We start from the raw sequence: 24497 nt of genomic DNA on the forward strand, positions 1-24497 counted from the left end.
GCACGGCTTGATACGACTGCATGACCTCCCGCGACCACGCGTACGTTTCCACGTACGCGCTGGTCGGCTCCTCGCTCGCGTGCTCGAGCGTCAACAGGACGACTCCCGAGTTGAACGTTCGGGAATCGACCAGGCGGAGATGCCGCATGTCGCTCTCGCTTCGGCGATGCCGTCCATCGTCACGAACTCCGTTGCGATGAGCTTCCTCATGAGGCGGCACCGGCTTTGGACGGAGACGATCGCGGGCACGACGATGCTATCGCGGCGAGCAGGTCGCCGGAGGGCTAGGCGCCCGGCGTGAAGAACCAGGGGCTCGCGTAAGCGAGCGCGCCGCCGTGGGAGCGGAACGGCTCGGTCGCGAGCTCGTCCGGTGGCTTGCTCGGATCCGTGATCCGGAGGAACATCCAGTCTCCGTCGTCGATGTCGGCCTCGACGTCGAACGAGATCGGCGCATCGGACGGGCCCGGCACCGCGACATCCAGCACACCGGCCAGCGTCGGAACCTCGGAGCCCGGCCGGATCACCTCGACGACGATGTCGCGGCCGATCCACTCCGGTCCCGCGTCGAAGTCGAGCGTCACGTGGACGACGCCGGTCGTATGCGCCTGCTCGGTCCCCATCGGCGCTCCGTTCGCCAGCGCGTCCAGGCGCAGCCCGGGCTCGAAGGTTGCGAAGCTCCGCCTCGCCTCGAGCGCCGCGCGGATCCCGTCGCGCGTGAGCTCGCTCACCCACAGGCCGCCGCGCGCCATGCCGGCGCGTCCGTACTCCGTGCTGTGCTCGTCGCTGACGCCGGTGACCCCGACGCGCCAGCCCGCGTTCAGGCACGCGTTGAGCGGGTTCGGCTTGACCGGATCATGATCCAGCCCGAACCAGAAGAAGTCGCGCTCCTGGTTGAGCGCTTCGATGCTCACGATGCGAGGCGCGGCGCCTGCGTGGTACGCGAAGTGCTCGAACGAGCCGAACTCGTTCGGATGGTTGAAGCAGGCGATCCCGTCGTTGCCGCCGCCGAGCAACTCTCGATCCGGCGACGAGGCGAGCCACTTGTAGAAGAACTTCATCGTCGCGAGCTCGGGGAGCTTGGCGGCGAGGTCCACGATGTTCGATGGGACCGGCGCGACCCGGTCGACCTCGGCGATCGCAGTCGGGGTGAAGAACGCGAACTCGTGCAGGGCGTCGGTGAACTGCTCGCTGAACCAGACGTTGAGGTGCCCGACGGTCGGCGTCGACCACTCGAACCCACGGAAAGAGACGAACTCGTCGGGGGCGTACGCCGCATCGGCGAGCTCGCGCATCGTCTCCCAGTCGGTCCCATTGATGCCTTCGATCGTGTGGCAGCCGCCCTGCTCGTGGCCGGGGCACGTCAGTTCGCCGTGGCCCTTCCCGCTGATCGCGTGCTCGGTGACGCACGCGGCGTCGATGCCTCGTGCGCGCATCTGCGCGTACGCCGTTTCGGGATCCCCGAACGCGTCGCCCGAGATCAGCGAATGGTTGTGCAGGTCGGTGTGCACGACGAACTGACCGGAGCCGGGCAGGAGCTGCGAGGCGCGCTCGGCGCCGGTCGCCGGACCGCGCATGGTGCCGAGAGCCAGCCGCGGAGCGGCCAGCAACACCGCCGCTCCCATCCCCGCGGTCTTGACGAACTGCCGGCGCGTCAGCTCCTTCATCGCTACAACCCCGCGACGCATGCCGCGTCCGGCCGCTGCCCGGCGACCCACGCGACGCCGGCGAAGATGTGCCCTTGGTAGTCCGCGCGCTCCCAGGTCGCCATGTTGTGGCCGAGGTTGGTGTAGAAGACCCGACCGTTGTTGGCGCCGTAGGTCTTCACCCACGCGATCGGATTGTCGTCGGGGAACGCCGTCACCGGGATCATGTTGAGCGGGTTCGACACGGGATTCGGGATCGTCGGCGCCAGACCCCCCGCGGCCGGCCCGAGGCCGATCTCACGCCGCCAGTAGTGCGATTCCTCGTCGAGAGAGAGCACGACGTGGAGGAGCGGGTCGGCGCGCGGGTCGCCCTTGTACCGATAGATCTCGTCGGTCAGCCGGAACGAGTCGAACCCCTGCCACGGCTTCGTCGTCGGGTGGTCGGGATCCTCGACCTGGATGGTCACGTCGGTGATGACCGCCGGGTTGAACGCCTCGCGACCGAGCGGGTTGTCGCGTGCCTCGAGCGAGAGATGCGGATGGAAGTCGAACCCGTACGACCCGAGCAACGCGTCGAACTCGGGCCAGTCCCCGCCGGAGTCGGCCGCCGCGTGCATGCCGACCAGACCGGCGCCGCAGGCGAAGAAGCCGAGGAAATCGGCCTTCTGATCGGCCGTCAAAGGCGACGAGCCGCCGCCTAGGCCTGTGGTGTTCACGAGGATGACGCCGTCGACGCGCTGGTACGTCTCAGGGGCGAAGGCGGCGGGGTCGTCCGTCACCTCGACGGTGAACGCCTCCGTCTCCGCGGCCATGCGCTGGATCACGGCCACGGCCTCCTGGATGCCGTCGTGCCGGAAACCGTACGTGCCCGTGAATACGAGGAAGTGCGGTGGCGGATCCTCGGCGCCCGCAGGCGAGAAGGCGACCGCGCCGAGGAGAACCGCGGCGAGCAGAAGGTAGAGGGGCGAGCGCTTCATGATCAGCTCCCGAGTCGGTAGGCGGCGATCCTGCCGTAGTGATTGACGACGACGTGGTGACCGGCGACGGCGACCCCGCTGCCGATGCTCCCTGCCGGGAACGGGGCCAGCCAGAGCTGTCGCCCCGTCAGCACGTCCCAGGCCTTCACCGCCGGCTCATCGACGTAGTACACGACGCCGTTCGCAAGCGCGACGTTGCCGCCCTTCATCGGGAGCCCGGTGAGGAGCACGCGCCACCGCTCCGTGCCGTCGTCGGCGTCGAGCGCGTAGAGGATCCCGGGGTTGGCGACGACGTAGAGCGTCTCACCATCGGTCGCGATCCGCGCGATGTTTCCCCCGAGGAACGACAGCGATACGAACACTTGCTTGGCCCACGCCGGCTCCATCGTCTCGGCGTCGAAGACGTGCAGCCATCCGGACTTCTGCGTCGCTGCTCCGAACAACCGCCCTTCGGCGTTGCGCCACAACGTCGGCCCGACTCCGAAGTCGACGTCGAGCTGACCACACGTGGGCGACGAGCCGTACGTGCCGAGGTTGACCCACGCCGTTTCACCGATACTCTGGCAGACCGGGTTGTCGTACCCGGTGATGCTGTCGGGCGTGCCTTTGAACGAATCGACGATCGTGCCGAAGGTCGGCCGGTTGCGGTCGAGGTCGAGCTTGATGATCGCGTTGTCACGCGCGTGTTCCTTGGTCTTCGATTCGGGGTTGGACGTGCCGACGTACAGATATCCGGTCTCGGGATCGACGGTGGGCGTGCCCCAAACGCCTCCTCCCGCGTACCCGGCTTCGAGGTCCTCAGCCGGGATGGTCGTGGCTTTGTAGAGGACCTGCCCGGTGGCCGCGTCGATCAGCCCATAGCCCTGCCTCGCCTGCGGGTCGAAGTCCGGTCCGGTGGTGAACAGCACCTGGATGCCGTCGTGGACGATCGCGCTCGCCTGTTGGGTGGTTGTGTAGCCGAACCAGATCTCCTCGCTCTCCCACAGCAGGTGTCCGTCGGTGACGTCGAACGCGGCCGCCTTCGGCCTCCCGCCGTTGTGCAGGCCGACATGGACGCGGCCGGCGACGACCGTGACTGCGAAGGTGCCGCTGGTGTCGGCGCCCGTCGACTTCCAGACCGTCTCCCCGGTCTCGAGATCGAACGCCTCGATGTGGCCGCCGGTGTTGATGAACACGCACCCGCCGGACACGATCGGGGCCGGCGACTGGTAGCCGGTATCGCCCGTCATCCAGGCTCGCTCGAGGGTCCCGACGTTGCCGACCCCGATGACATCCTCGAGGTCCTGGCGCTGACTGCCGTGCAGGTCGGCGCCGTAGGTCGCCCACTCGCCCCCGGCCATGGTCCCGGTACACGGCGGCGGGTCGACGGCGCGCACGACCAGGGCAGACGACGCCAGCACCGCGCAAGCGACGGCGGCCCCGAGGCCGCGTTTCCATGTCCACGACATCGACCAGTTTCCCCCTGGGGTCAGCGGGCGAGCCCTCGTACTGCTTTGTCTCTTCCGCGCGACCGCCGCGAATCCTCCATGAGCGGCGAGAACGAGCGAAGTTGCTTCGATCGGTGGTCCTCCCGACACCGTTGCTAACATCCTCGGCTCTCCGACTTCATGAGGCGTACGAGACGAACGATGAAAGCAACCGAGCGCGTCTTAGCGGCGGCGGCCGATGCGGGGCTGTCGATCGACCCCGTCGAGTTTCCCGAAGGGACGCGGACGGCCGAGGACGCCGCCCGGGCCGTTGGAAGCGATGTCGCGCAGATCGTGAAGTCGCTGGTGTTCGTCTGCGACGGGGAACCGGTTATAGCCTTCGTCAGCGGGCGTCACCGGCTGGATCCCGAAAAGCTCGCGCGTGCCGCCGGCGTGCGCAACGCCAGGCGCGCTACCGCCGACGAGGCGAGGGAGGCGACCGGGTACGCGATCGGTGGGACTCCGCCGATCGGCCACGATCGGCCGCTTCGTGCGTTCCTAGACCCGTCGCTTCTGGCCCACGAGGTCGTCTGGTGCGCCGGCGGGACGCCCTCGGTCGTCTTCGCCGTCGCGCCGGGCGATCTCCTGAAAGCCACCGGGGCGATGGTCGTCGACCTCGCCGAAGGGGAACGCTCTCAGGAGTGACGGATGGTTCAAGGATCCGAGCGGAAGGAGCCCTCATGAACGAGATGCAACCCGTCGTAGAGCTGGGCGCCCCGTACTCGAGTCCCAACGCGAAGCCGACGCCGTGGGACGCTGCACGTCATCACCTCGACGCCGCCGGGGTCTACTGGTTCGGCTACATGCGCGGCGAGCGTGGCAGCGCGACTCGCTATCGGTTCTGAAGGGGTTGGATCTTATGACCAGACCCATCGTCGACAGACCCGAGTTCCCGTCGGAGTACGGGGACCCGAAGCAACGACTCGAGTGGAACGACGTCGAAGACAAGCTCCTGAGCGCGGCCGTTTACTGGATCGCGAGCACCCGGCCCGACGGGCGCCCGCACGTCGTCCCCCGCGACGGCACGTGGATCGAAGGAGGCCTCTACTACGGCGGCAGCCCGGAGACCGTCCACTTCCGTAACATCACGGCCAATCCCGAGATCGTCGTTCATGTCGGCGACGGGCAAGAAGCGATCATCGTGGAGGGTGCGGTCGAGATCGAGAAGCCCGACGTGGAGAAAGCCCAGCGGCTCTCCGACGCCTCGTTCGCCAAGTATCCCCAGTACGGCCGAATGGACCCCGAGATGACATGAGCGGCGTGTCCTTCCTGCGACCGCGCCGCGTCCTGGCGTGGACGAGCTTCACCGAGAACGCAACGCGGTTCAGGTTCGAGTAGCGGAGGGACGTCATGGTGAATGGCAGCGGTGAGCGCCCCGCCGGACTCAGGTTCCTCGATCGCCTCGTCGGCACGTGGAGGATGACCACCCTCGACCGAGTCTGAAGCCGGGCGACGACTACGCCGAGGTTCGACCCAGACGTCTACCGGCAGGAGCAAAGCGCACGAGCGCCGAACGTAGGGCGGGATGACGCTACGACGCCCGGCAACATCTGTGCTCCTCCTCCTCGCCCTCGTCACCGTGCCGGCGCGGGGCGAGACGACGCGCGCCGTCGTGTTCGCCGCCAACGCCGAGGCAGGCACGGTCGCGATCATCGACGCGGAAACCCACCAGACGTTGCGCACGATCGACGTCATCCCGGACGGCCCGGCCCCGACCTTCCAACAGGACCCTGTGAGCGCGGCCGCGTACCCGCTCGTCGTCGCGGGCGTTGGGGAGAACTGGGCTCAGGACCTCGACGTCTCGCCCGACGGGACCGTGCTCTACGTCTCGCGCGGACACCGCGCCGACGCCGCCGCTTTCGAAATAGCGTCCGGAGAGATGATCTGGCGCACGCCGATCGGTGGGTTGCGCGCGGACCACATGACGATCTCCCCGGACGGCTCGCGTCTGTACGTGTCGGCGCTCACCCAGAACATCGTGCAGGTCCTCGATACCGCGAGCGGCACCGTCGTCGGTTCGTTCCCCACCGGCGAGTGGCCGCACGACAGCGTCTTCTCATCGGACGGCTCGCGCATCTACAACGGCAGCATCGGCAACGTCCTTGTACCGCCCGAGGTCCGCGACGTCCGCCCCAGCATCGCCCCCGTCCTGCCTCCGCCGTACGCCCTTACCGTCGCCGACCCGGAAACGCTCGAGGTCCTCCGAACTATCACCTTCAACCGCGGCATCCGCCCGTTAATCCTGAGTGCCGACGAGACCCGCATGTACGCGCAGCTCTCCGAGTTCCACGGCTTGATCGAGTTCGACCTGGCGGATGGCAGCGCCCTGCGCACGCTCGAGCTGCCCATCGCGGAGGGCGTGACGTCGGAAGATTACGACTTCGAAGCACCGCATCACGGGCTCGCGATGTCGGGCGACGGTCGATTCCTCTGCGTCGCCGGTCGCGCCTCCGACTACGTGGCCATCGTCTCGGTAGAGACGATGACGCCCGTGAGCATCATCCCGGTCGACGACGCGCCGGGCTGGGCCGAGACCGGGCCCGACGGGTCGAGCTGCTACGTCGCATCGACGCGCGCGAACACCGTCTCCGTCATCTCGTACGAGAGTTTCTCCCTGATCGCCGAGATCCCGACGGACGCCGGGCCGAAGTACCTCGCCGGCGCCCACGTGCCGGCGTCCGTGCTCGACTGAGCGAGGCCAACTCCATCGCGCGGTGAGATACTCAGGCCTAGGAGGTGGAGATGACGTACCCAAAGGCGCTCTACTCCGCTGACGACGGCGAAGTCAGCGCGAGGATTCGACGTGCCGACGGTGAGCCGGACCTGGTGCGAAGCAGCGGCACGAAGGTTCATCATCTGGCGACCGGCGACTCGACCGGCGGACTGTTCGGTCTCTACCGATGGTCGATGGGGCCCGGCAAAGGCGGCGCCGAGCCGCATTTCCACCGCACGATGGCGGAGTCGTTCTACATCCTGTCGGGGACCGTTCGGATATTCGACGGGACCACCTGGAGCGATGCCCGGGCCGGGGATTTCATGCACGTCCCTCCCGGCGGGATCCACGCATTCAGCAACGAGTCCGGGGCCGAAGCCTCCATGCTCATCCATTTCGCGCCGGGGGCACCGCGTGAGGAATACTTCGAAGGCCTCGACCGGCTGGAAGACATGTCGAGCTTCGAGCGGACCGCCTTCTTCATGGCACACGACAACTTGTACGTCGAGTGAGCAGATCGAGGTGTGACCTCAGGACTCCAGTTCTTCGGGAGTAAGCGCGCGGAGGACGCAGAACTCGTTGCCTTCGGGGTCGGCCATCACGATCCAGGTCACGTCCTCGCCTTGCCCCACTGAGATGCGTTTCGCGCCGAGACCCTCCAGCCGCGCAACCTCCGCGGCTTGATCCACGGGACGCAGGTCCAGGTGCAACCGGTTCTTGACGCTCTTCCTTTCGGGGACGCGCACGAACAGGATGTCCGGCACTATGCCAGCTTCCGGGCTTCCCTTCGGCGGTTCGATCACGACCTCGTTCGGATCGGAATAGGTGCGACGCCATCCGAGCGCCTGCTCCCAGAAGCGGCCGGTCGCGTCCGGGTCGTTGGAGTCGAAGCCCACGTTCTGCACTCTGATGTCCATCAGGAGAGAGTCTAGTATCCCATCGTGCTTGGGAGCGGCGCGCGACTGTTCCGGAGCGCCGGCTAGGCCGAGGACACGAGACCGACGACGTCGTCGGCGCAGCCCCACGACAGCGTCACGCCCGAGCCGCCGTGCCCGTAGTTGTGCACGACGATAGCGTCGCCTGCCCGCTCGGCCTCCAAGCGGACGGCAGGGCGGCCGGGGCGGAGCCCGACCTTGTGGCCGAGGATCCGCGCCGCACGCAGCCGCGGCTCCAACGCGGCGCAGCGCTCGAAGATGTCCCTCGCCGTCGCATCCATGGGCTCGAGCGACTCATCGCCCTCGTCCGCGGTCCCTCCGAGCACGACGTCGGACCGCCGCGGAACGATGTACGTGAGTCCGCCCGGTCCGTGCTCGTCGAGAACCACGCGCTCCAGTCCGACCTGCGACACCACCACGACCTGACCGCGTACGGGAACGAGCGCACGGTCGTCGCACAACTCGCGGGCACCCATCCCGGCGCAGTTGACGACGACATCGGCCGCCGTTGCTGCTTCCTCGATCGAGCGCGCTTCGCGTCGCACGACACGCCCGCCGGCCTCCTCGATCCGCGCGACCAGCCATGCGAGGTACGGAGGCATCTCGATCACGGGGACGCTCGAGGCGGTCCACCCGTCCCGGCAGTGCGGCGGAAGATCCGCGGGACGTGCGCGCCGGAAGCCGGGAAGGAGCTCTCGATACCAGGGGTCGGGCGTCGGCTCGCGGAACAGCTCGAGCACCTCCGAAAGGAACACGCCGCCGGCACCCGCCTCCGACAGCCCCCGGAACGCCTCGAGCGATGAAAGCGCCCAGGCGGCGATCTTTTCCTGCGGCCCCGCGCGGTACGGGTACCAGACGGCCGCAGCCACCGCGGACGTGGTGTCCGAAGGCGCGTCGCGGGTCCAGACGTCGACCTCGTGACCGGCTTCGAGAAGCCGCACCGCGCAACTGAGCCCCGACACGCCGGCGCCCAGCACCACGACGCGCATGCCGCAGCTCTCAGCCCTTCGCGACCAGAACGCGAGTGTAGGGAGAGCGGCCGTGGGTGCTTCGGACCGAGCGGTAGCCCGCTCGCACCAGCATCGAACGGACGGTACGCGCGACTTCGGGCTCGATCTCGATGCACAACCATCCATCCGGCTTCAGCCAGTCCCGAGCCTCGAGGACGAGCATGCGGACGAACCCGAGGCCGTCGTGTGACGAGTCGGTGAGCGACTCGATGGGCTCGTAGTGGAGCAGCTCGATCGGCAGCTCGCCGACCTCGTGCGTCGGGATATAGGGCGGATGGCTCACGAGCACGTCGATCGAGCCCCGCAGCTTCCGTGGGAGCGGATCGAACCCGCTCCCTGCAAGGAACCTCGCGTTCGAAAGGCGATGCCGACGGGCGTTTATCCGCGCGAGACCCAACGCCACGGGAGAGATGTCGGTGCCGTACACGCTTGCGCTCGGCACCTCTTGTGCGATCGCGAGCGCTACGGCGCCGATCCCGGTGGCGATGTCGACGGCGACCGGCCTCTTGCGCCCACGGAGCCGCCGGATCGCCTGCTCGGCCAGGAACTGGGTCGTGTCGCGTGGGATGAACGCGCCGGGCCCGACGGCGAGACGGATGCCACGGAACTCCTCGAAGCCGCGGATGTAGCCGATCGGCTCGCCCTTCGCCCGCCGCTCGAGCAGAACCGCATACTTCTGCTGGGTCGGCGCGTCGATCTCGTCGCGCTCGTCGATGTCGCCGCCGGCGGCGTGCTCGAGCAGCTCCCGCGCCTGAAGGCGCTCGTCGCCGTATCGGCTGAAGCGTTCGACTTCGCCGAGCAGGCGCTTGCGCCCCGCCTCGATCAGCTCGTCTGCCGTGGTGCGTTGCGTCCAGGCCACCCGATCGTCGCCCAAGCCGCTAGCCGGCCGGCTGCTCGGCGTACTCGACCTGACAGAAGCCGTGGTTGCAGTAGCCGCTCGGGTTCTTCGACAGATACTGCTGGTGATAGGGCTCGGCGTAGAAGAACCCGCCGGCGGGCTCTATCTCGGTCGTGATCGTGCCGTATCCCTTATCCGAGAGCGCCCGCTGATAGGCGTCGCGCGAGCGTTCGGCGACGGCTCGCTGCTCGTCGGAGAACGTGTAGATCCCGGAGCGGTACTGCGTTCCGACGTCGTTGCCTTGCCGCATCCCTTGGGTCGGGTCGTGGTTCTCCCAGAACTCCTTGAGAAGGCGCTCGTACGTGATCTGTGCCGGATCGAAGACCACGACGGCCACCTCGTTGTGGCCGGTGCGGCCGCTGCAAACCTCCTCGTAGCTCGCGTTCGGCGTGAACCCGCCGGCGTACCCGACGAACGTCGTGTAGACGCCGGGCAGTCGCCAGAAGATCCGCTCGGCGCCCCAGAAGCATCCCATCCCGAACATGGCTCGCTCGGTGCCCTCCGGGAAAGGCGGCTGAAGTGAGGTCCCCAGCACGTCGTGGGTCGCGGGAACGGGCATGGCGTCGGCGCGTCCGGGCAGCGCCTCGTCGGGCTCCGGCATGGTGGTCGGTTTGCGATGGAACATCGAGCACTCCTCGCGTCGCGTCGTCCGGGCGAATCCTAGCCGCCCTTGCGTCGATCAGAACGCCGCCGCCTTGACCATCTATTTCGCCGAGGGTGATCCTGGCGTTCGGAGACGGCACCTGCAGCGAGCCGGTTGGCGGCGATGGGCTACTTCGACGAGGATCTGTTCACTTTCCTCAACGGCTATCGCGACGTGCGCTTCTCGAAGGACATTCCTCCGGACGCGACATACTGACCTGCTGGTCCCGAACCCGGAACGCCCTGCCGCCGTCGCGGCATCGAGGCCGTCGTCAGCCGGTGCTTTCCTCGATCTCGGCCTTCAGCTTGGGCAAAGCGCGTGAAAGGTATCGCCGCATCATTCTGCCGAACCACCATCCCCCGGGCCGGGCCAACGGTCCTCCCATCCATGCCAGGAACCAGATGCGGGTACTGGCGTCTCCCAGCGATTCGAACCTGTGCTCGAACCGAGTCACCGTCCCGAGTGAACGACCCTCCCAGACCCAGCGCCGCGGCGGCTCGTACTCCGTTACCGTCATGGTGGTCCGAGGACCTTTGCGCATGGAGAGGACGACACTCGTCGAGGCCGTCAAAGCGCCGGGTGGCGTCGGATCCATGCGCTGGATATGGCCCGCCCACGTGGGCCACCGTTCCAGCTCCGCGAGATGATTCCAGGCCACCGTGGCAGGCCGGTCGACGGTGACCTGCTCACGGACGACTTCACGCATAAACGCGAGTCTCTCACGTGGCGGGTGAGAGTTCCAGCCAACGGGACCGAGGGCGCTTCTCGAAGGACAAGAGCCCGTACAAGACTCACGCCGGCGCTCATTTCCGGCTCGGCGGGAAGGGCGGCGCGCACGGGCCGGCTACTACCTGCATCTGGAACCCGGCCGGTGCTTCGTCGCCGGCGGCATGTGGATGCCCGATCCAAAGCGCCCCTGATGAAGTTCCTCGCGTCGGCCGTCGGCGCGCGCTGGAAAGCCTCACTCCAGCGTGAGCATCACTTCTTCGATCTCCTCGCCGCGCGCGTTGGCGAAGGCCTTCTCGGATCCGGTGATCGCGAACCCACATCTCTCTAACACTCGGATGGAAGCGATGTTGTCTCCCGCGGCGCTCGCGTGCAGCGGGCGGGCTGTGATGATCCCGAGAAACATCGACAAGGCCTTCGTTGCAAGGCCCTTGCCCCAGTGTTCCCTTCCGATCCAGTAGGTCACGTGTGGCTTGCCACCAAGCGCGAAGCTGCCGATGTTCCCGGCAACCCGACCGTCCAGAACGATGGTCATCGCAGTGACGGTGTCGTCGATTCGGATCTTCGCCCAATGCGCGTCGAACGCGTCACGGTCTGAGGCGTCCTTCGATGTGAAGCCCGCCATGTGCCGCGCGACCGGATCCTGCTGCTGCTCGAAGAAGATCGGAAGATCGTCGTCGATCACCGCTCTCAATGAGACGCCGTCGGTCATCCGGATGCCTCCATCGCTCGCTCGAACGTTGCCCCGATCCACGCAGGTCGAGAAGCGCATGGTAACGGTAAGCTCGCCCGAGACGTGAGCGCCACGCCGGCCGCCGTCGTTATCTGGGCGATCGTCGCGTTATGAAGCCCACGCGATTGAAGAGCGCTTCCGCGGAGTCGAAGATGGTCCCGCGCCGTATCTCCGATCGTTGCTGTCTCGCGCTCATCGCTCGCCGCCGTTAGGTGAGCGACCGCCCACGTCCGCCCGGCGGGCCTCGGTCTTGGCTTGGCGTGCAGCCTCGCGAGCGGATTCGTGGGTCGAATAGCTTCGAGGTGAGTCCGCCGAGATCCGGCGTTCCCTTCCTCGAAGGCGCCAGCGGTACCGGCCGGAGTAGTCATTGTAGATCTCGAATCGACTGGTGCCGGTTCCGCGCTTCACGTTGCCCGCCCCCTGATCGGCTCAACCACCAGGTACGCGCGGGTCGCGATCCCGTCTCAGACGGCTTCGCATAGGACGAGGGGTGTACCCTCTCAAGACCGGGCCTTGGAAAGGGTGTCTGGCGACGAGCAGCGAAACAACAGTCTTCGAGCGGACGGAACTTGTCGAGGCCGCGCGCTTGGGGGACGAGGCGGCGTTCGGCGAGCTTTACCGACTGCTCTTAGGGGACATCCGCGACTTCTGCGCGCGCCGGATCAGCGATCCCTTCCGCGCCGAGGACCTCGCTCAGGAGACCTTCCTCAAGGCGTACGAGTCCATCGGCTCGTTCCGATCCGGGCACCCCTTCTGGCCGTGGCTCTCGACCATCGCGCGGCATCTCTGCATCGACGAGCTCCGCCAGCGCGGCAGGGCCAGAGAGGGAACCGCCGCGGATCCTTCCGAGGCGCCGGCCCGGGACACGCCGACGGACGCGACCGCGGACGAGGCGCTCGCGCAACACACCGGAGAGCACATCCGGGCGGTGCTGACGTCGGCACTTGAACGGGTGAGCGACCGCGATCGCCGGATGCTCTGGTTCCGCGCCGTCGAGGAGCAGAGCTGGGAGCAGATCGCTCGCGCGAACGGCACGACGGTTCACTCCGTCCGGAACTCAGCCTGGCGAGCACGGAACCGTCTCCGAGTCCTCCTCGGCGACACATTGCGCGATCTTCGCTCGCGCGTCGCGATCCCACTGGCCTTCATGGCCTCCCGGTGGCGCCGGCTGCGTGACCGCTGGCGTTCTCGCGTGGGCGATGACTACGGCTTCGCTTTCGGGATCCTCGTCGACCGGGGGACTTCTCTGCTGGTCGGCTTGACCGTTCTCTCGGTCGCATTCCTTCACGACCCTTCAAGCCAAACGTCTCAACGGCCCGACCGGAGGCCGTTGGCGCTCGAGGCGTCCCTGAACGATGGCCTTGGGACGCCGCCGATCGCGGCGCAACCCGAGGCGGTTGAAGCGGCAAAGCTCACCAAGACCGGACTGGGTCCCGTGGACACCACGGTCGCAACCGGATCACGTGACAAGGCGGCCGTCCCCGCTGCCACCGCCTACCGGATCGAGGCTCACGGACCGGACGGCAAGGTTCTCTACTGGGAAGAAACGACGATCACGTGCGGAGACGGCGCGGAAAGCGCGCCCGTCCCGCCTGCAAGCCCGATACAGGCCTACTGCTAGAGCTCGGGCTCCAGGTTACTACGGGAGCCAAAGGTTCAGATCGACACCGATACAGACCGTTGTTCCAAGCGGCGGTACACCTCTGCAATTGCTCACCGAGAACGGGACGTTGAACGGGCCGGGCAGCGGGACACAGCGGGTGTCCTGCAGCGTCCCCACCACCGGCGCCGTCACCGAATAGCTCACGCACGACGGATCGGCGTTCGCCGGCGTCACGAACAGAAGTGCGAAGAGCAGCATCGCCCCCAGATGCAGGCGCAGGACCAGGCGCTCCATGTCCACCCCACTCAGAAGTCGCGGAACGAGTGGGGCGAGGTACGTCAGATGGGGCGAAGTGTCTCAGCCCGATCTCCGGAACGCGGACGCGCGGGAGGAGACGGCCAAGGTGAATGGTCATCTCGGATCCACCTCGCCGGGAAGACCTTGGGGGACCGATGAGTTCTCTGTCAGAGTGCCGTCTTATGCTTCGAAGCCGAACCGAGGACCCACCCACGACTAGGGGGCTCTGATGACCGACATGATTCGAACGTCGGGGCTGGTCAAGCGCTACGGCAGCGTCACCGCGCTCGATGGGCTCGACCTCGCGGTGCCGAAGGGAACCGTGCTCGGACTGCTCGGGCCGAACGGCGCCGGCAAGACCACGGCCGTGCGGATCCTCGCGACGCTGCTCGAGCCGGACGCCGGATCGGCCGAGGTAGCGGGCATCGACCTGCTCAGGGAACCCCACAAGGTTCGCGAACGCATCGGCCTGTCCGGCCAGAACGCCGCCGTGGACGAGCATCTCACCGGTTACGAGAACCTCGAGATGGTCGGCCGCCTCTATCACCTCGGCAAGAAGAAGTCGCAGGCACGCGCCCATGAGTTGCTGGAGCGGTTCGACCTGAACGATGCGGCCGACCGGACCGCGAAGACGTACTCGGGCGGGATGCGGCGTCGGCTCGACCTCGCCGCGGCGCTTGTTGCGTCGCCGGAGGTGCTGTTCCTCGACGAGCCGACGACCGGGCTCGACCCGCGGAGCCGGATCAGCATGTGGGACACCATCCGCGAGCTCGTGCGCGGCGGGAGCACGCTCCTGCTCACCACCCAGTACATGGAAGAGGCCGACCGGCTCGCCGACGACATCGTGGTGATCGACCACGGGCGCATGATCGCGCACGGTACGGCCGACGAGCTCAAGATGAAGATCGGCGGCGAGCGAGTGGAAGTCGTTGTCGCGACCCGAGACGACCTCGCGAAGGCGCGGTCAGTTATGGCCGGCCTCTGCTCGGACGTGGGGGTCGACGAGGAGAGCCGCACCCTCACTGCAGCCGTGTCGAGCGGGGCGGGTTCACTCGAGAAGGTTCTGAGTGAGCTCAGGAAGAACGGCGTGACGATCCTGGAGGCCGGGCTGCGCCGACCGACGCTCGACGACGTCTTCTTGACGCTTACCGGCCACGTCGCGGAGGTCGAAGAAGCTCCGAGCGAAGACGGAAAGAGAACAGAGACGAGCAAGGCACGAGAGAAGGAGCCGGTGCGATGACAAGTATCGCGTACGCACTCGCCGACGGCGCCATCATCGCGAAGCGCAACGTCATCAAGCTCAAGCGCCTGCCCGACGTGCTCGTGTTCACCACCATGTCGCCGATCATGTTCGTACTGCTGTTCGCGTATGTATTCGGCGGGTCGATCGACATCGCGGGCAGCAGTAACTTCAATTATCGCGAGTTCCTCCTCGCCGGGATCTTCGCGCAGACGGTGGTTTTCGGAGCCACCTTCTCAGGAGCCAGCATCGCCGACGACATGCAGAAGGGGATCATCGACCGCTTCCGCTCGCTCCCCATGGCTCGAGCGGGCGTGCTGATCGGCAGGACCGCCAGCGACATCGTCAACAACTCGATCTCGCTCGTGGTGATGTCGATGACCGGGTTGCTCGTCGGGTGGCGGATCCGCACATCGATCCCGGAAGCGATCGGCGGCTTCTTGCTGATCCTGCTCTTCGCGTATGCGATCTCGTGGGTTATGTCCTATGTGGGGCTGCTGGTGCGGAGCGTCGAGGTGGTGAACAACGCATCGTTCATGGTCATCTTCCCGATGACTTTCATCGCCAACACCTTCGTCCCGAGCCAGAACCTCCCGACCGGACTCCGAACGATCGCCGAATGGAACCCCGTCTCGGCGGTAGCCCAGGCGGCGCGCAACGCGTTCGGGAATACGATCCCGGAGACGTCGGTCTCCAACGCATGGTCGATGCAGAATCCGGTTGTATACGTGCTGCTCTCGGTCGGGGTCATCCTGGCGATCTTCGTTCCGCTGTCGGTGCGGCAGTACAAGCGGGCGGCCGCGCGCTGATCGGTTGACCCATTCAACGCCGTCGGATCTCACAGCCGATACAGGATTCCGGTCGCGGTGATCCGGGTAATTCCGTCGGACGGAATCGCCCACAGAGATAGAGAGGCGACGACACGTCGCAAAGGACGACAGCCCGGGCCGGAACGCGAAATGTCCCGCTATTCAAAGGATCGGCGATCGGCGCCGATATCTCGGTGGCGGGGTCCGATCCTCGGGGGGATCGAGCTGCCGCAGCTCTGCGACCGAGGAGGGAGACCGGATGCGCCGGTGGGTCATTCGAAGCTTGGTTGCCTCGCTCGTCGGGAGCGTCTTCGTGCTGTCCGCGCCCACGATCGCCGGCGCCGCCACACCCGCGAGCCTCCTGTCCGGCGGTGCGACGCTCGGCGAGATCGTCGGGGTGAACGGCGTGACCCACCCGGTGGGCGTCGGCGGCCCGTGCGCCTCGGAATCGCACCCCGGCGGCTACGAGCACGCCGCCGTCTACCGCACGGTCGCCGAGCAAACGAGCTTGCTCCGGCTGACCGCGACCGATGACCTCGACGGGACGCTGTCGCTGTGCGCGCTCGGGATCCACGCCGCCGAGGGATCGTCGCCGGACCTCACCGGCGAGCCGCTCGACACCTCCGACGGATGCGCGACCGCGTCCACCTGCTCGATCGACCTCTGGCTCGAAGCGGGCAAGACGTACGACATCGTGCTGTGGGCCGTCCCGCCCGAGCAAGGCTCCGACGAGGAGATCGCCGCGTTCTCCTTCAACGCGAGCGTGAAGCTGCCGGTGAGCCTGGTTCCGAATATCCACGGCCACCGGCTGACCGATGTCTGCACCGGCTACAAGCAGGTCGTGGTGGGCAAGGTCTTCACGATGACCGCGGCGACGCCGTCGGCCTCGACCGGGAACATCCACTTCCTGGTGGAGCGCAAGTCCGGGAGCTCCTGGGTCGACCACGCCGCGTACAACCGGCCGCTGAGCGCCGGGGTCGCGACGCTCGCGCTCACGGCCGGCGCGAGCGGCTCGTTCCGGATGACCGCAACACTGGCGGAGACGCCGACGCGTCTCGGCGCCGAGCGGACCTTGTACGTCGCGCACGTCACGCCGAAGTGGAAGCGCTACACGGACGGCGGCGTGCGGCTGAAGGTCCCCTACTATCGCCAGCAGATGCGCCTGTCGTGCGAGGCGGCGACGCTTCGGATGGCGCACAACTACTTCAAGGCGGGCCACATCGACAGCGACTGGGACGTGCTCAAGCACACCGGCGTCGACAAGCGCAAGAAGAAGGGGAACCGTTGGGGCAACCCGAACAAGGACTTCGTCGGGAATCCCAAGGGCAAGATGATGTCGACCGGCTACGGCGTGCACTGGGCGCCGATCGCGTACGCGGCGACGAAGTTCAATCCGTGCCGGCCCGCGTTGATCTTGAAGAAGCCGTCACGCTCGACGATCTCGAAGTACGTCGCGATGGGGTTCCCTGTGATCGTGTGGGGCGCACACCGCGGCGCGACCGGGATCTACAAGAAGCGGTGGAAGGCGTGGGACGGCGAGTGGATCACCGCGTACTCGGTCGAGCACGTGTGGGTGGTCGTGGGGTTCCATGGCAAGGCCGGGAAGCCGCAGTCGTTCATCATCCACGACCCCTCCGGCGGCGGATACCGGAAGGTGTCGCTGAAGGCCTACGACGCGTTCACCAAGTACTTCAAGCGCGCCGTGGTCGTCCGCGGCTGACGGTCGGTTCGGCTCGTTCCCGCTGGGCGCGGTAGAACTCTGCCGTGGCCGCGAAGCTGATCGACGTCTACCTCGAGGTCGGGGCGAAGCGCGTATTCGCCGGCGCGATCGAGTGGCCGGGCTGGTGCCGGAGCGGCAAGACGGCGGAGGATGCGCTCGAGGCGCTGCTCGAATGCGCACCTCGATACGCGAACGCGGTCGGCAAGGCCGGGGGCCCGTTCACCGCGCCGAAGTCGATCGACGCGTTCAAGATCGTCGAGAAGTTGAAGGGCGACGCGACGACCGATTTCGGTGCGCCGGGCATCGCGCCGAAAGCGGACTCGCGAGCCCTCGGCAGGAAGGAGCTATCGCGGCAGCAGGAACTGCTCGAGGCTTCGTGGGCGGCGGTGGATCGGGCGGCGACGGCAGCGAATAGGGAGACGCTGTCGGTCGGGCCGCGAGGCGGTGGCCGGAAGCTCGACGCGATCACGCAGCACGTCGACGACGCCGACGGCGCGTACTTGCGGGCGATGGGCGGGAAGCCCGGCTCTGCCGAGACCAAGGCTTTGAGGAAGCAGTTCCTCGAGACGGTCGCTGCGCGGGCTGGTGGCGAGGAGCCCACGCCGGGCCCGCGGAAGAAGAAGCCGTTCTGGACGCCGCGCTACGCGGTGCGACGCTCGGCGTGGCACGCGCTCGATCACGCCTGGGAGATCGAAGATCGCTCGTCGCCGTCGCCGAACAAAGCGAAACGGGCCCCGGGATGAACCCGAGGCCCGTGGGTCTTGCTATGGAAGTTGTCGGTGCGGTCGCTAGCTCATCGGTCCCAGATCGATAGGTCGCGCCCGAGCCACGCGGCCAGCCGCGCGTTGTCTTCCGTGAACCGCGCCGAGAGCTCGCGGCGCAGTGCCGGATCGATCCTCGGATACGAGAACGGCTTCCGGTTGAGCCGACCGATCACCGTTGCGACCGGGGCCGGAAGTTTCCTGGCGAAGTCCCGGACCCGGATGGAGCGGAACGCAACGTTCTTGTTGATCTGCCGGCCGAGGTTGTCCGGTCGCACTGCGGGGTCGACGCCGAGGAACGTGCAAACGGCTCCGAACGTCTCCTCCGGACGCGCGAGCAGGTCTTCGAACAGCAGGACCTGCAGCGCGTCACGCGAGAAGTGCTCGCAGACCCGTTGCAGCTGCGGCAGATACCGGCCCCGGTCAAGGTACGGGAAAGACGGCCCGCCTCCCGCCTTCGCGGGATCTGCCGTGAGCGCCGCCGCGGCTTCACGCGACTCGGTCCGAAGGCTGCGGTTCATCCAGAAGTGCGAGTAGGCGCGATCGACCGGGTTGCGCAGGATCGCGATCAGCTTCGCGTCGGGGACCACCGCTGCGATCTTTGCGGGAACGTCCGGCAAGAACAGGTAGGTCTGCGTGGCCTCGCCGACGGCCGGCTGGCCGGCGTGCCCGGCGAAGCGCGAGCGATACCAGTCCAGCCCTCGGTCGTGATGGCGGTCGAAGAAGTGAACCTCCTTCTCCGGCGCCATGAAGACGCCGGGGTGCGCGCCGACGTAGCGGGCAAGCGAGGTCGTCCCGGAGCGCATCGCTCCGATGATGAAGAAGTTCGGCAGCGGCCCGCGTCGCCGACCTTTCTTCTGAGTCGAAGGAGGAGCCTCGGTCGTCTTCATCGAGAGCCGTTCCCGTTGTGGGTCGGCATGTGCCCGTTCCCGGTCGATCCATTCGCCGGCTCGCCGATGCGGGCGAGGGGCGTTCCGCGCTGGAGGCTCTCACCTTCCCACGCCATCCAACCGAGGAACACGCCGTCGGCCGGAGCAGTGACGCGGAGCGCCTTGCCGCCGTTGAAAGCGACGACGCCGATCAGCGTGCCGGCGAGAACGACCGCGCCCTCGACCAGCGATTCGCGATGGAACCGCCCTTGCGACGGCGAGACCACCAAAGATTCCGACAGCGAAACGACCTCTCCGAGATCGAAGAGGTCGCGGTCGATCACGGCGTCGGGCGTGGCCCCGGCGTTCGGACGTTGTTCGCTCATGTTCGTACCTCGTGAAGCATCGATGGAGAGCCGTTTCAGCCCTGCGCGCGCTCCGTTGGGTCGGCGGTGCCCCGGGCATTCGCTTCGGCCGGCTCGTCGATGTTGATCGTCGAGTCGCGATGCGCCCGACCCGCCTTCCTCGACTCCAGCCATCTCTGGATGCGCCGGACGCTGTCCGACACCCGCATGACGGTGGCGTCGCTCATCTCGATCCAGAGCGGCAGCGTGAGGACGCTCCCGGCGGCCTGGATGGTCGCCTCGAGGAATCCGTTCGAGGCCTTCATCCGCCGGTACGGTCGCATCTCGTGGACGGGGGGCGCGTAGTAGCGACGGGTGTCGATCCCGTCGTCGGCGAGCGCGCGGGCAAGCTGCGCCGCGTCGCAACCGAACCGGTCCTCGTCGACGATGATCGTCAGGTCCTTGTACGTGCTGCGATCGCCCGCCGGCACCAGTGGGAACGAAACGCCGGGCACGTCCGAGAGCGAGCCGCGGTACAGCGCCGCGATCTCGTTCCGTCGTGCGATCCTCTCCTCGAGCCCCTCGAGGGACGCGAGCGCGATCGCGGCGTGGATCTCCGACATGCGGGCGTTCAGCCCGACGAAGCGCGCGTTGTAGTCGCCTGGGTTCGCGTAGTCCCGTCCGATCCGGCACCGCTGCGCAAGGATGTCGTCGTTCGTGGCGATGATCCCGCCCTCGCCGGCGACGAGCACCTTGGTCGGCGAGAGGCTGAAGACCTCGGCATCGCCGAAACCACCGATCGGCGTGCCCTGGTAGCGCGAGCCGAACGCATGAGCCGCGTCGAAGAACAGCCGGATCCCGTCGCGGCGCGCCACCTTCATGAGCCCCTCGATGTCGCACGGAGTGCCGTACGTGTGCGTCGCGAGGATGGCCGACGTGCGCACGCCGATCCCGAGGAGCGTCTGCGCGGCCGAGAGCGTGAGCGTCTGGGGGTCGATGTCGGCGAAGACCGGACGGAGCCCGTTCCAGGCGGCGGCGTGGGCGGTCGCGACGAACGTGAACGACGGCATCACCACGTCGCCCGACAGCTCGGAGGCCTTCAGCACCAGCATCAAGCCGGAGGTGCAGGAGGAGACCGCCACGCAGTGCCGCACGCCGAGGTACTCGGCGCAGCGTCGCTCGAGCTCCCGTACGTAGGAGGCGTTCGTGAGCATCCCGCTCCCGAGGATCTTCCGGAGGTCATCGACCACGGCCTCGGCGTCGGGCACGGTGGGACGGACGAACGCGAGCCCCTCCGGGAACGCGGGCGTCCCTCCGAACGCGGCAGGCGGTCCCGACAGCGGGGTTACAGGAACGTTGGTCGCCATCCTTTTCTCCTTCCTACGCTTCGTTGTGGGTCGACGCCGCGCCGGCGAGTGCCGCCGCCGTCACGGTTATGGCAGGAAAATGGAACAAGTAGTCCACGCACGCTCCGATGCCGAACACCGCGAGCGCAGCCGAGCCGAGTACGGTAAAGACCGCCGGATCGGAGCGACCGGCGAGGGACACGAGCAGCCAGACGAACGCCAGCGTCACCAAGCCCATCCCCGGTATCCCCGTTTCCGCGCCGAACTGCAGGAACCCATGGTGAGCCCATCGCGCGTCGGCGTCGATCCGCACGAGGGGGCCGTCCTCCACGAACGCCCCAGGTCCCACGCCTGTCAACGGGTGCTCACCGATCGTGGTTACGGCCTGGTGCCAAAGCGTCTCACGCCGTTCGTCGAAGATACGTCCCCCAAGGGTGCCGTTCCCGGGTTCCCCGGCTAAGGAACCCACGACGATTGTCCCGAACAGGGCCACAGCGAACAATGCCGCCATCCCGACCATCACCGGCCGCCCGCGGCGCGACACCGACAAAACGAAGCCCGCCGCCGGCAGAGCAAGCAGACCGGCGGCCGCCGCCGAACCGGTCGCGAGCGTGATCCCGGCGAACGCCGCCGCCCCGAGCCATCCGATCCAGCGCCCCTCCGCTCGGGGGGCGGAGACGGCCAGCATCAGTCCGGCGATCGTCGCCTGAAGGTAGAAGGCACCCGTTGCGTTGGCGTAGCCGAACGGGCCTTGTTCGGGACGGGACGTGAGGATCTCCGCACGGCCTGCTACAGCCACGATCGCGGCCCCGCCCACGACGAGCGCCGGGACGACCCAGGGGCGGCCGCGCGAGACCAGGGCCGCCACAACGAGGGCCGCGGCTCCCGCCGACACGACGGCGACAACGGGTATCGGATCGCCCCCCGACGCCGCCCCCGAGACGAATGTCCAGACACAAGCCCCCGCAAGGATGGCCGCGGCCGTTCCGGCGTCCCGGAAACGGTTCAGCGTCGCCGGAGGAGCCATCGGATGGGCACGGTCCACCGGCGCACGTATGAAGGTCGCGCACCCTCCTCGGTCCGAGCCGCCAGGAAGGCCGGATCGGGGAAGAACATCGCACGGATGAGCTCGGCCTTCTGACGGATGCCCGGTACCGCCCACACCGACGAGCGCACCGTTCCGCCTCGCGCCCGCAATCCGGTCGTGTAGGCGTCCAACGCTCGCCGCTCGCGCCGGCCGACGGGGATCGCGCGCACCCCGGCAACCTCCGAAGGTTGCTCGAAGCCGATCAACCGCTCGGCTTCGTCGAAGGCATGACCGATGACGCCGCTGAGCTTCCAGCGAGCGGCCCATCGCCCGAGCTCGTCCCAATCCGGCTTCCCCAACCTCGCGACCTGCGCGAGGTCGCGTAGCGGCATGAGCAGAGGCTCCTGGAAGCCGAGCGCCGCGTGCACGCAGGCGTGCAGCAGCATCGCGGTGTCGTCCAGGCGGCGAAGCGGCACGCCCGCGAGGGTGAACCTGATCGTGCGCTCGAAGAGCTCCTCGGGATGCATCCAAAGCCCGAAGGACCCGAGCACCAGCGTCCGATGGAGATCGACGTTCAATCCTTGGTGATCGACATGCACCGCCGCCTTGCCGAACCGCTCGTCGAACCCCGCTCGCGGCTCGGGGCGTTGCCGGTGGAAGCCCAGCCGGTCGAGCACCGCACATGCCCGGCGCCAGTCGCTCGTACGCACCAGGAGATCCATGTCGGCGAAGGCTCGCCACGACGCATCCGGGTAGAAGTCGTGCGCGAGCGCGGGACCCTTCAGGACGATGAGGTCGACCCCTTCCTCACCGGCAGCGCGCGCGATGCTCAGCAGAGACCGCTCGAGCGCCAAGGTCCACATCATGTCCGCGGTGTGGATCTCGCGCAGATCCTCTGCCTGCGTGTCGTTGAGCTGCAGGACCCCGGCGCCGGCCGCGGCCGAGGCGATGCCGCTGAGCCGCTGGGTCGAGATGTACCCGATCAACTGGCGCCATGCATTGTCGCCGACGTCGATCGGTTCCTCGTCGCTGTCGAGCCCGTACGCCGCGATACGCAGCGCGAGCGCGCGAGCCCGGGCGAGCTCAGGCATCGGGATCCTGACTCTCCACGACGATGCCGCGCTCCAGGAGATCGCCGACGAGCGTACGGATGTCCCGCTCGATCTCGGCGCGTGGCGCTTTGTACGCCCAGGCGAGCGTATCGACGAGCTCGATCAACGTACGGGGCTCTTGGAGAAGGTTCCAGATCGCCACCGCCGGACCCGTGAGTGCGTCGAAGTCCTCCCGTCCGGGTCGCGCGAGGATCACTCGGTCGTCAAGCGCTCGAGAAGGGACGCCGATCGCTCGACGGAACCGGACCCGTTCGACGATCACAGCCGCACCACGTTCGGCGGGCGCTTCGACCCGTACGCGTTACGCACATCGAAGACCAGCCCGGCGTGCGAAGCGATCCAATCGATGTCGTAGGCGCGATGTGGCGTGATGAGCGCGACGCAGTCGGTCTGCGCCAGCGCTCGGCTGGTGAGCTCCGATCGCTTGAGCGATGTACCGTTGTACGTGATGGCGTCGACGTACGGATCGTGGAACGAGACCTTGGCGCCGCGTTTCTCCAACGCGCTCAGCACGCGGAACGCCGGCGACTCCCGCACGTCGGCTACATCGGGTTTGTACGCGACGCCGAGCACAAGGATGTTCGCGCCCTTCACCGCTGCGCCGCGATCGTTCAACGCGTCGGAGATCCGCGAGGCGACGTACGCGGGCATCTGCGCGTTGACGTCTTGAGCCCCTTCGAGGATGCGGAACTGACGGCCCGCGTCTCGTCGCACCTGCCAGGCCAGGTACGCCGGATCGACCGGGATGCAGTGGCCGCCGACGCCGGGACCCGGATAGAAAGGCATGAATCCGAACGGCTTGCTCGCAGCCGCGTCCACGACCTCCCAAACGTCGATCCCCATCTCATGGCAGATCATCGCCATCTCGTTGACCAAGCCGATGTTCACGTGGCGAAACGTGTTCTCGAGCAGCTTCGCGAGCTCGGCCGCGCGGCACGAGGACACGACGCGCACCTCATCCACGAGCTGCGCATAGAACAGCGCGGTGACGCCGGCCGACTCTGGCGTAAGCGCCCCGACGACGCGCGGCGTGTTACGGAGGACGAATTCGCCGTTGCCGGGATCGATGCGCTCGGGTGAGTACGCGAGCAGGAAGTCGCGTCCGGCAAGAAGACCCGACGTCTCGAGCAACGGAGCGACGATCTCCTCCGTCGTCCCCGGATATGTCGTCGATTCGAGAACGACGAGGCTCCCGGCACGCAAGTGACGAGCCACGTCCTTGCTCGCGCCCTCCACGAGGGACAGGTCCGGCGTGTTTTCGCGCACGGGCGTCGGAACGCAGATGAGGATGATGTCGCTCGCTTCGACCGCGTCGGCTTCGGTCGTGAACGTCAATTGCCCCGTGTCTATGCCTTTGCGGAACGCTTCCTCGTTGACGCCGGGAACGGCCAGGACGCCGGACTGGAGCTCCTCGATCCGTGCGGCGTCGGTGTCGATACCGGCGACCGCGAATCCAACCTCCGCGGCGGCGCACGCCACGGAAAGACCGACGTACCCCTGGCCGACAACCGCGATCGTTGCGCGACGGGAGAGGATCCTGCGCCGAAGCTGAGCGGTGCTCTTCATGAGGTGAACTCCTCGATCGGTGAGTAACGTAGGTTCTCTACTCCGTTCGACGTACCTGG

Annotated in this window: 27 protein-coding genes and 1 pseudogene; 11 read left to right on the forward strand and 17 right to left on the reverse strand. The window is 67.4% G+C overall.

Features of this window, described 5'->3' with window-relative positions; all coding sequences use genetic code 11:
- Nucleotides 1-284: 284 nt before the first annotated feature.
- Genes WEB06_13835 through WEB06_13845 form a run of 3 tightly spaced genes read right to left on the reverse strand, consistent with a single transcriptional unit; the run spans nt 285 to nt 4068 of the window.
- Complete coding sequence (locus WEB06_13835) at nt 285-1664, reverse strand: twin-arginine translocation signal domain-containing protein (GenBank protein ID MEX2556692.1); 1380 nt, start codon at nt 1662-1664, stop codon at nt 285-287.
- 2 nt (nt 1665-1666) lie between these two features.
- The gene (locus WEB06_13840; protein MEX2556693.1) at nt 1667-2620 is read right to left on the reverse strand and encodes a ThuA domain-containing protein; all 954 of its coding nucleotides are present in this window, start codon (nt 2618-2620) and stop codon (nt 1667-1669) included.
- 2 nt (nt 2621-2622) lie between these two features.
- Entirely contained in the window at nt 2623-4068 is a 1446-nt protein-coding gene (locus WEB06_13845) for a PQQ-binding-like beta-propeller repeat protein (protein ID MEX2556694.1), read from the reverse strand.
- A gap of 180 nt (nt 4069-4248) precedes the next feature.
- Between WEB06_13845 and WEB06_13850 the strand changes: the two genes are divergently transcribed.
- The 5 genes from WEB06_13850 (at nt 4249) to WEB06_13870 (ending at nt 7311) form a co-directional block, all read left to right on the forward strand.
- Nucleotides 4249-4731 carry a YbaK/EbsC family protein gene (locus WEB06_13850; GenBank protein ID MEX2556695.1) on the forward strand — a complete coding sequence of 161 codons (483 nt, stop codon included), beginning with the start codon at nt 4249-4251 and terminating at the stop codon, nt 4729-4731.
- Nucleotides 4732-4766: 35 nt separating this feature from the next.
- Entirely contained in the window at nt 4767-4931 is a 165-nt protein-coding gene (locus WEB06_13855) for a hypothetical protein (protein MEX2556696.1), read from the forward strand.
- A 14-nt stretch (nt 4932-4945) separates the two neighbouring features.
- Nucleotides 4946-5341 (forward strand): pyridoxamine 5'-phosphate oxidase family protein, encoded by a 396-nt coding sequence (locus WEB06_13860; protein MEX2556697.1) that lies wholly within the window; start codon nt 4946-4948, stop codon nt 5339-5341.
- A gap of 270 nt (nt 5342-5611) precedes the next feature.
- Nucleotides 5612-6778, forward strand: coding sequence for a YncE family protein (locus tag WEB06_13865; GenBank protein ID MEX2556698.1), 1167 nt, complete (start codon nt 5612-5614; stop codon nt 6776-6778).
- A gap of 50 nt (nt 6779-6828) precedes the next feature.
- Complete coding sequence (locus WEB06_13870) at nt 6829-7311, forward strand: cupin domain-containing protein (protein MEX2556699.1); 483 nt, start codon at nt 6829-6831, stop codon at nt 7309-7311.
- A gap of 18 nt (nt 7312-7329) precedes the next feature.
- Here WEB06_13870 and WEB06_13875 read toward each other — a convergent pair whose 3' ends face one another.
- The 5 genes from WEB06_13875 to WEB06_13895 form a co-directional block, all read right to left on the reverse strand.
- Complete coding sequence (locus tag WEB06_13875) at nt 7330-7716, reverse strand: VOC family protein (protein MEX2556700.1); 387 nt, start codon at nt 7714-7716, stop codon at nt 7330-7332.
- 62 nt (nt 7717-7778) lie between these two features.
- Nucleotides 7779-8723: an FAD-dependent oxidoreductase gene (locus WEB06_13880; protein ID MEX2556701.1), complete on the reverse strand. Its 945-nt coding sequence runs from the start codon at nt 8721-8723 to the stop codon at nt 7779-7781.
- Nucleotides 8724-8733: 10 nt separating this feature from the next.
- On the reverse strand, nt 8734-9603 hold the full coding sequence (locus tag WEB06_13885; protein MEX2556702.1) for a HemK/PrmC family methyltransferase: 870 nt from the start codon (nt 9601-9603) through the stop codon (nt 8734-8736).
- Nucleotides 9604-9622: 19 nt separating this feature from the next.
- Nucleotides 9623-10267, reverse strand: a complete 645-nt coding sequence (msrA, locus tag WEB06_13890) for a peptide-methionine (S)-S-oxide reductase MsrA (GenBank protein MEX2556703.1) — start codon at nt 10265-10267, stop codon at nt 9623-9625.
- A 289-nt stretch (nt 10268-10556) separates the two neighbouring features.
- Nucleotides 10557-10991 (reverse strand): SRPBCC family protein, encoded by a 435-nt coding sequence (locus tag WEB06_13895; protein MEX2556704.1) that lies wholly within the window; start codon nt 10989-10991, stop codon nt 10557-10559.
- 17 nt (nt 10992-11008) lie between these two features.
- Between WEB06_13895 and WEB06_13900 the strand changes: the two are divergent.
- Nucleotides 11009-11205, forward strand: a pseudogene (locus tag WEB06_13900) (DUF2461 family protein).
- A 41-nt stretch (nt 11206-11246) separates the two neighbouring features.
- On the opposite strand, the gene WEB06_13905 reads toward WEB06_13900, so the two are convergent.
- Complete coding sequence (locus WEB06_13905) at nt 11247-11723, reverse strand: GNAT family N-acetyltransferase (protein MEX2556705.1); 477 nt, start codon at nt 11721-11723, stop codon at nt 11247-11249.
- 511 nt (nt 11724-12234) lie between these two features.
- Between WEB06_13905 and WEB06_13910 the strand changes: the two genes are divergently transcribed.
- On the forward strand, nt 12235-13365 hold the full coding sequence (locus WEB06_13910; GenBank protein MEX2556706.1) for an RNA polymerase sigma factor: 1131 nt from the start codon (nt 12235-12237) through the stop codon (nt 13363-13365).
- A gap of 18 nt (nt 13366-13383) precedes the next feature.
- Here the strand turns inward: WEB06_13910 and WEB06_13915 are convergent, their stop codons facing one another.
- Entirely contained in the window at nt 13384-13641 is a 258-nt protein-coding gene (locus WEB06_13915; protein MEX2556707.1) for a hypothetical protein, read from the reverse strand.
- A 232-nt stretch (nt 13642-13873) separates the two neighbouring features.
- Here WEB06_13915 and WEB06_13920 point away from each other — a divergent pair, with 232 nt between their 5' ends.
- The 4 genes from WEB06_13920 (at nt 13874) to WEB06_13935 (ending at nt 18156) form a co-directional block, all read left to right on the forward strand.
- A complete protein-coding gene (locus WEB06_13920) occupies nt 13874-14884 on the forward strand; it encodes an ATP-binding cassette domain-containing protein (GenBank protein ID MEX2556708.1) in 1011 nt (336 codons plus the stop codon).
- Nucleotides 14881-15693 carry an ABC transporter permease gene (locus tag WEB06_13925; GenBank protein ID MEX2556709.1) on the forward strand — a complete coding sequence of 271 codons (813 nt, stop codon included), beginning with the start codon at nt 14881-14883 and terminating at the stop codon, nt 15691-15693. Before WEB06_13920 ends, WEB06_13925 begins: the two co-directional genes overlap by 4 nt.
- Nucleotides 15694-15952: 259 nt before the next feature.
- On the forward strand, nt 15953-17413 hold the full coding sequence (locus WEB06_13930) for a C39 family peptidase (GenBank protein MEX2556710.1): 1461 nt from the start codon (nt 15953-15955) through the stop codon (nt 17411-17413).
- A 44-nt stretch (nt 17414-17457) separates the two neighbouring features.
- A complete protein-coding gene (locus tag WEB06_13935; GenBank protein ID MEX2556711.1) occupies nt 17458-18156 on the forward strand; it encodes a hypothetical protein in 699 nt (232 codons plus the stop codon).
- A 50-nt stretch (nt 18157-18206) separates the two neighbouring features.
- On the opposite strand, the gene WEB06_13940 is transcribed toward WEB06_13935, so the two are convergent.
- From WEB06_13940 to WEB06_13970, 7 genes are read right to left on the reverse strand one after another with little or no spacing between them, the layout of a single operon-like run.
- Nucleotides 18207-19064, reverse strand: coding sequence for a sulfotransferase (locus tag WEB06_13940; GenBank protein ID MEX2556712.1), 858 nt, complete (start codon nt 19062-19064; stop codon nt 18207-18209).
- Nucleotides 19061-19429 (reverse strand): hypothetical protein, encoded by a 369-nt coding sequence (locus WEB06_13945; protein MEX2556713.1) that lies wholly within the window; start codon nt 19427-19429, stop codon nt 19061-19063. Before WEB06_13945 ends, WEB06_13940 begins: the two co-directional genes overlap by 4 nt.
- A gap of 35 nt (nt 19430-19464) precedes the next feature.
- Nucleotides 19465-20754: a DegT/DnrJ/EryC1/StrS family aminotransferase gene (locus WEB06_13950; protein MEX2556714.1), complete on the reverse strand. Its 1290-nt coding sequence runs from the start codon at nt 20752-20754 to the stop codon at nt 19465-19467.
- 13 nt (nt 20755-20767) lie between these two features.
- Nucleotides 20768-21760 (reverse strand): O-antigen ligase family protein, encoded by a 993-nt coding sequence (locus WEB06_13955; protein MEX2556715.1) that lies wholly within the window; start codon nt 21758-21760, stop codon nt 20768-20770.
- Nucleotides 21739-22851, reverse strand: coding sequence for a nucleotidyltransferase family protein (locus WEB06_13960; protein MEX2556716.1), 1113 nt, complete (start codon nt 22849-22851; stop codon nt 21739-21741). The genes WEB06_13955 and WEB06_13960 overlap by 22 nt, the downstream gene beginning before the upstream one ends.
- Nucleotides 22844-23134, reverse strand: coding sequence for a PqqD family protein (locus tag WEB06_13965; protein MEX2556717.1), 291 nt, complete (start codon nt 23132-23134; stop codon nt 22844-22846). Before WEB06_13965 ends, WEB06_13960 begins: the two co-directional genes overlap by 8 nt.
- Nucleotides 23131-24438 (reverse strand): nucleotide sugar dehydrogenase, encoded by a 1308-nt coding sequence (locus WEB06_13970; protein ID MEX2556718.1) that lies wholly within the window; start codon nt 24436-24438, stop codon nt 23131-23133. Before WEB06_13970 ends, WEB06_13965 begins: the two co-directional genes overlap by 4 nt.
- Between the last annotated feature and the right edge of the window lie 59 nt (nt 24439-24497).

Source organism: Actinomycetota bacterium (assembly GCA_040905475.1).
In the GTDB taxonomy this organism is placed as follows: domain Bacteria; phylum Actinomycetota; class AC-67; order AC-67; family AC-67; genus DATFGK01.

What these genes read in the sequence shown, in the direction of transcription:
- WEB06_13925 (MEX2556709.1), top strand. Translation starts at nt 14,881, where the DNA reads ATGACAAGTATCGCGTACGCACTCGCCGACGGCGCCATCATCGCGAAG.
- WEB06_13860 (MEX2556697.1), top strand. Translation starts at nt 4,946, where the DNA reads ATGACCAGACCCATCGTCGACAGACCCGAGTTCCCGTCGGAGTACGGG.
- WEB06_13970 (MEX2556718.1), bottom strand. Translation starts at nt 24,438, where the DNA reads ATGAAGAGCACCGCTCAGCTTCGGCGCAGGATCCTCTCCCGTCGCGCA.
- WEB06_13945 (MEX2556713.1), bottom strand. Translation starts at nt 19,429, where the DNA reads ATGAGCGAACAACGTCCGAACGCCGGGGCCACGCCCGACGCCGTGATC.
- WEB06_13845 (MEX2556694.1), bottom strand. Translation starts at nt 4,068, where the DNA reads ATGTCGTGGACATGGAAACGCGGCCTCGGGGCCGCCGTCGCTTGCGCG.
- WEB06_13850 (MEX2556695.1), top strand. Translation starts at nt 4,249, where the DNA reads ATGAAAGCAACCGAGCGCGTCTTAGCGGCGGCGGCCGATGCGGGGCTG.
- WEB06_13870 (MEX2556699.1), top strand. Translation starts at nt 6,829, where the DNA reads ATGACGTACCCAAAGGCGCTCTACTCCGCTGACGACGGCGAAGTCAGC.
- WEB06_13905 (MEX2556705.1), bottom strand. Translation starts at nt 11,723, where the DNA reads ATGACCGACGGCGTCTCATTGAGAGCGGTGATCGACGACGATCTTCCG.
- msrA (MEX2556703.1), bottom strand. Translation starts at nt 10,267, where the DNA reads ATGTTCCATCGCAAACCGACCACCATGCCGGAGCCCGACGAGGCGCTG.
- WEB06_13840 (MEX2556693.1), bottom strand. Translation starts at nt 2,620, where the DNA reads ATGAAGCGCTCGCCCCTCTACCTTCTGCTCGCCGCGGTTCTCCTCGGC.
- WEB06_13950 (MEX2556714.1), bottom strand. Translation starts at nt 20,754, where the DNA reads ATGGCGACCAACGTTCCTGTAACCCCGCTGTCGGGACCGCCTGCCGCG.
- WEB06_13915 (MEX2556707.1), bottom strand. Translation starts at nt 13,641, where the DNA reads ATGGAGCGCCTGGTCCTGCGCCTGCATCTGGGGGCGATGCTGCTCTTC.
- WEB06_13955 (MEX2556715.1), bottom strand. Translation starts at nt 21,760, where the DNA reads ATGGCTCCTCCGGCGACGCTGAACCGTTTCCGGGACGCCGGAACGGCC.
- WEB06_13960 (MEX2556716.1), bottom strand. Translation starts at nt 22,851, where the DNA reads ATGCCTGAGCTCGCCCGGGCTCGCGCGCTCGCGCTGCGTATCGCGGCG.
- WEB06_13930 (MEX2556710.1), top strand. Translation starts at nt 15,953, where the DNA reads ATGCGCCGGTGGGTCATTCGAAGCTTGGTTGCCTCGCTCGTCGGGAGC.
- WEB06_13880 (MEX2556701.1), bottom strand. Translation starts at nt 8,723, where the DNA reads ATGCGCGTCGTGGTGCTGGGCGCCGGCGTGTCGGGGCTCAGTTGCGCG.
- WEB06_13865 (MEX2556698.1), top strand. Translation starts at nt 5,612, where the DNA reads ATGACGCTACGACGCCCGGCAACATCTGTGCTCCTCCTCCTCGCCCTC.
- WEB06_13920 (MEX2556708.1), top strand. Translation starts at nt 13,874, where the DNA reads ATGACCGACATGATTCGAACGTCGGGGCTGGTCAAGCGCTACGGCAGC.
- WEB06_13835 (MEX2556692.1), bottom strand. Translation starts at nt 1,664, where the DNA reads ATGAAGGAGCTGACGCGCCGGCAGTTCGTCAAGACCGCGGGGATGGGA.
- WEB06_13895 (MEX2556704.1), bottom strand. Translation starts at nt 10,991, where the DNA reads ATGCGTGAAGTCGTCCGTGAGCAGGTCACCGTCGACCGGCCTGCCACG.
- WEB06_13875 (MEX2556700.1), bottom strand. Translation starts at nt 7,716, where the DNA reads ATGGACATCAGAGTGCAGAACGTGGGCTTCGACTCCAACGACCCGGAC.
- WEB06_13855 (MEX2556696.1), top strand. Translation starts at nt 4,767, where the DNA reads ATGAACGAGATGCAACCCGTCGTAGAGCTGGGCGCCCCGTACTCGAGT.
- WEB06_13940 (MEX2556712.1), bottom strand. Translation starts at nt 19,064, where the DNA reads ATGAAGACGACCGAGGCTCCTCCTTCGACTCAGAAGAAAGGTCGGCGA.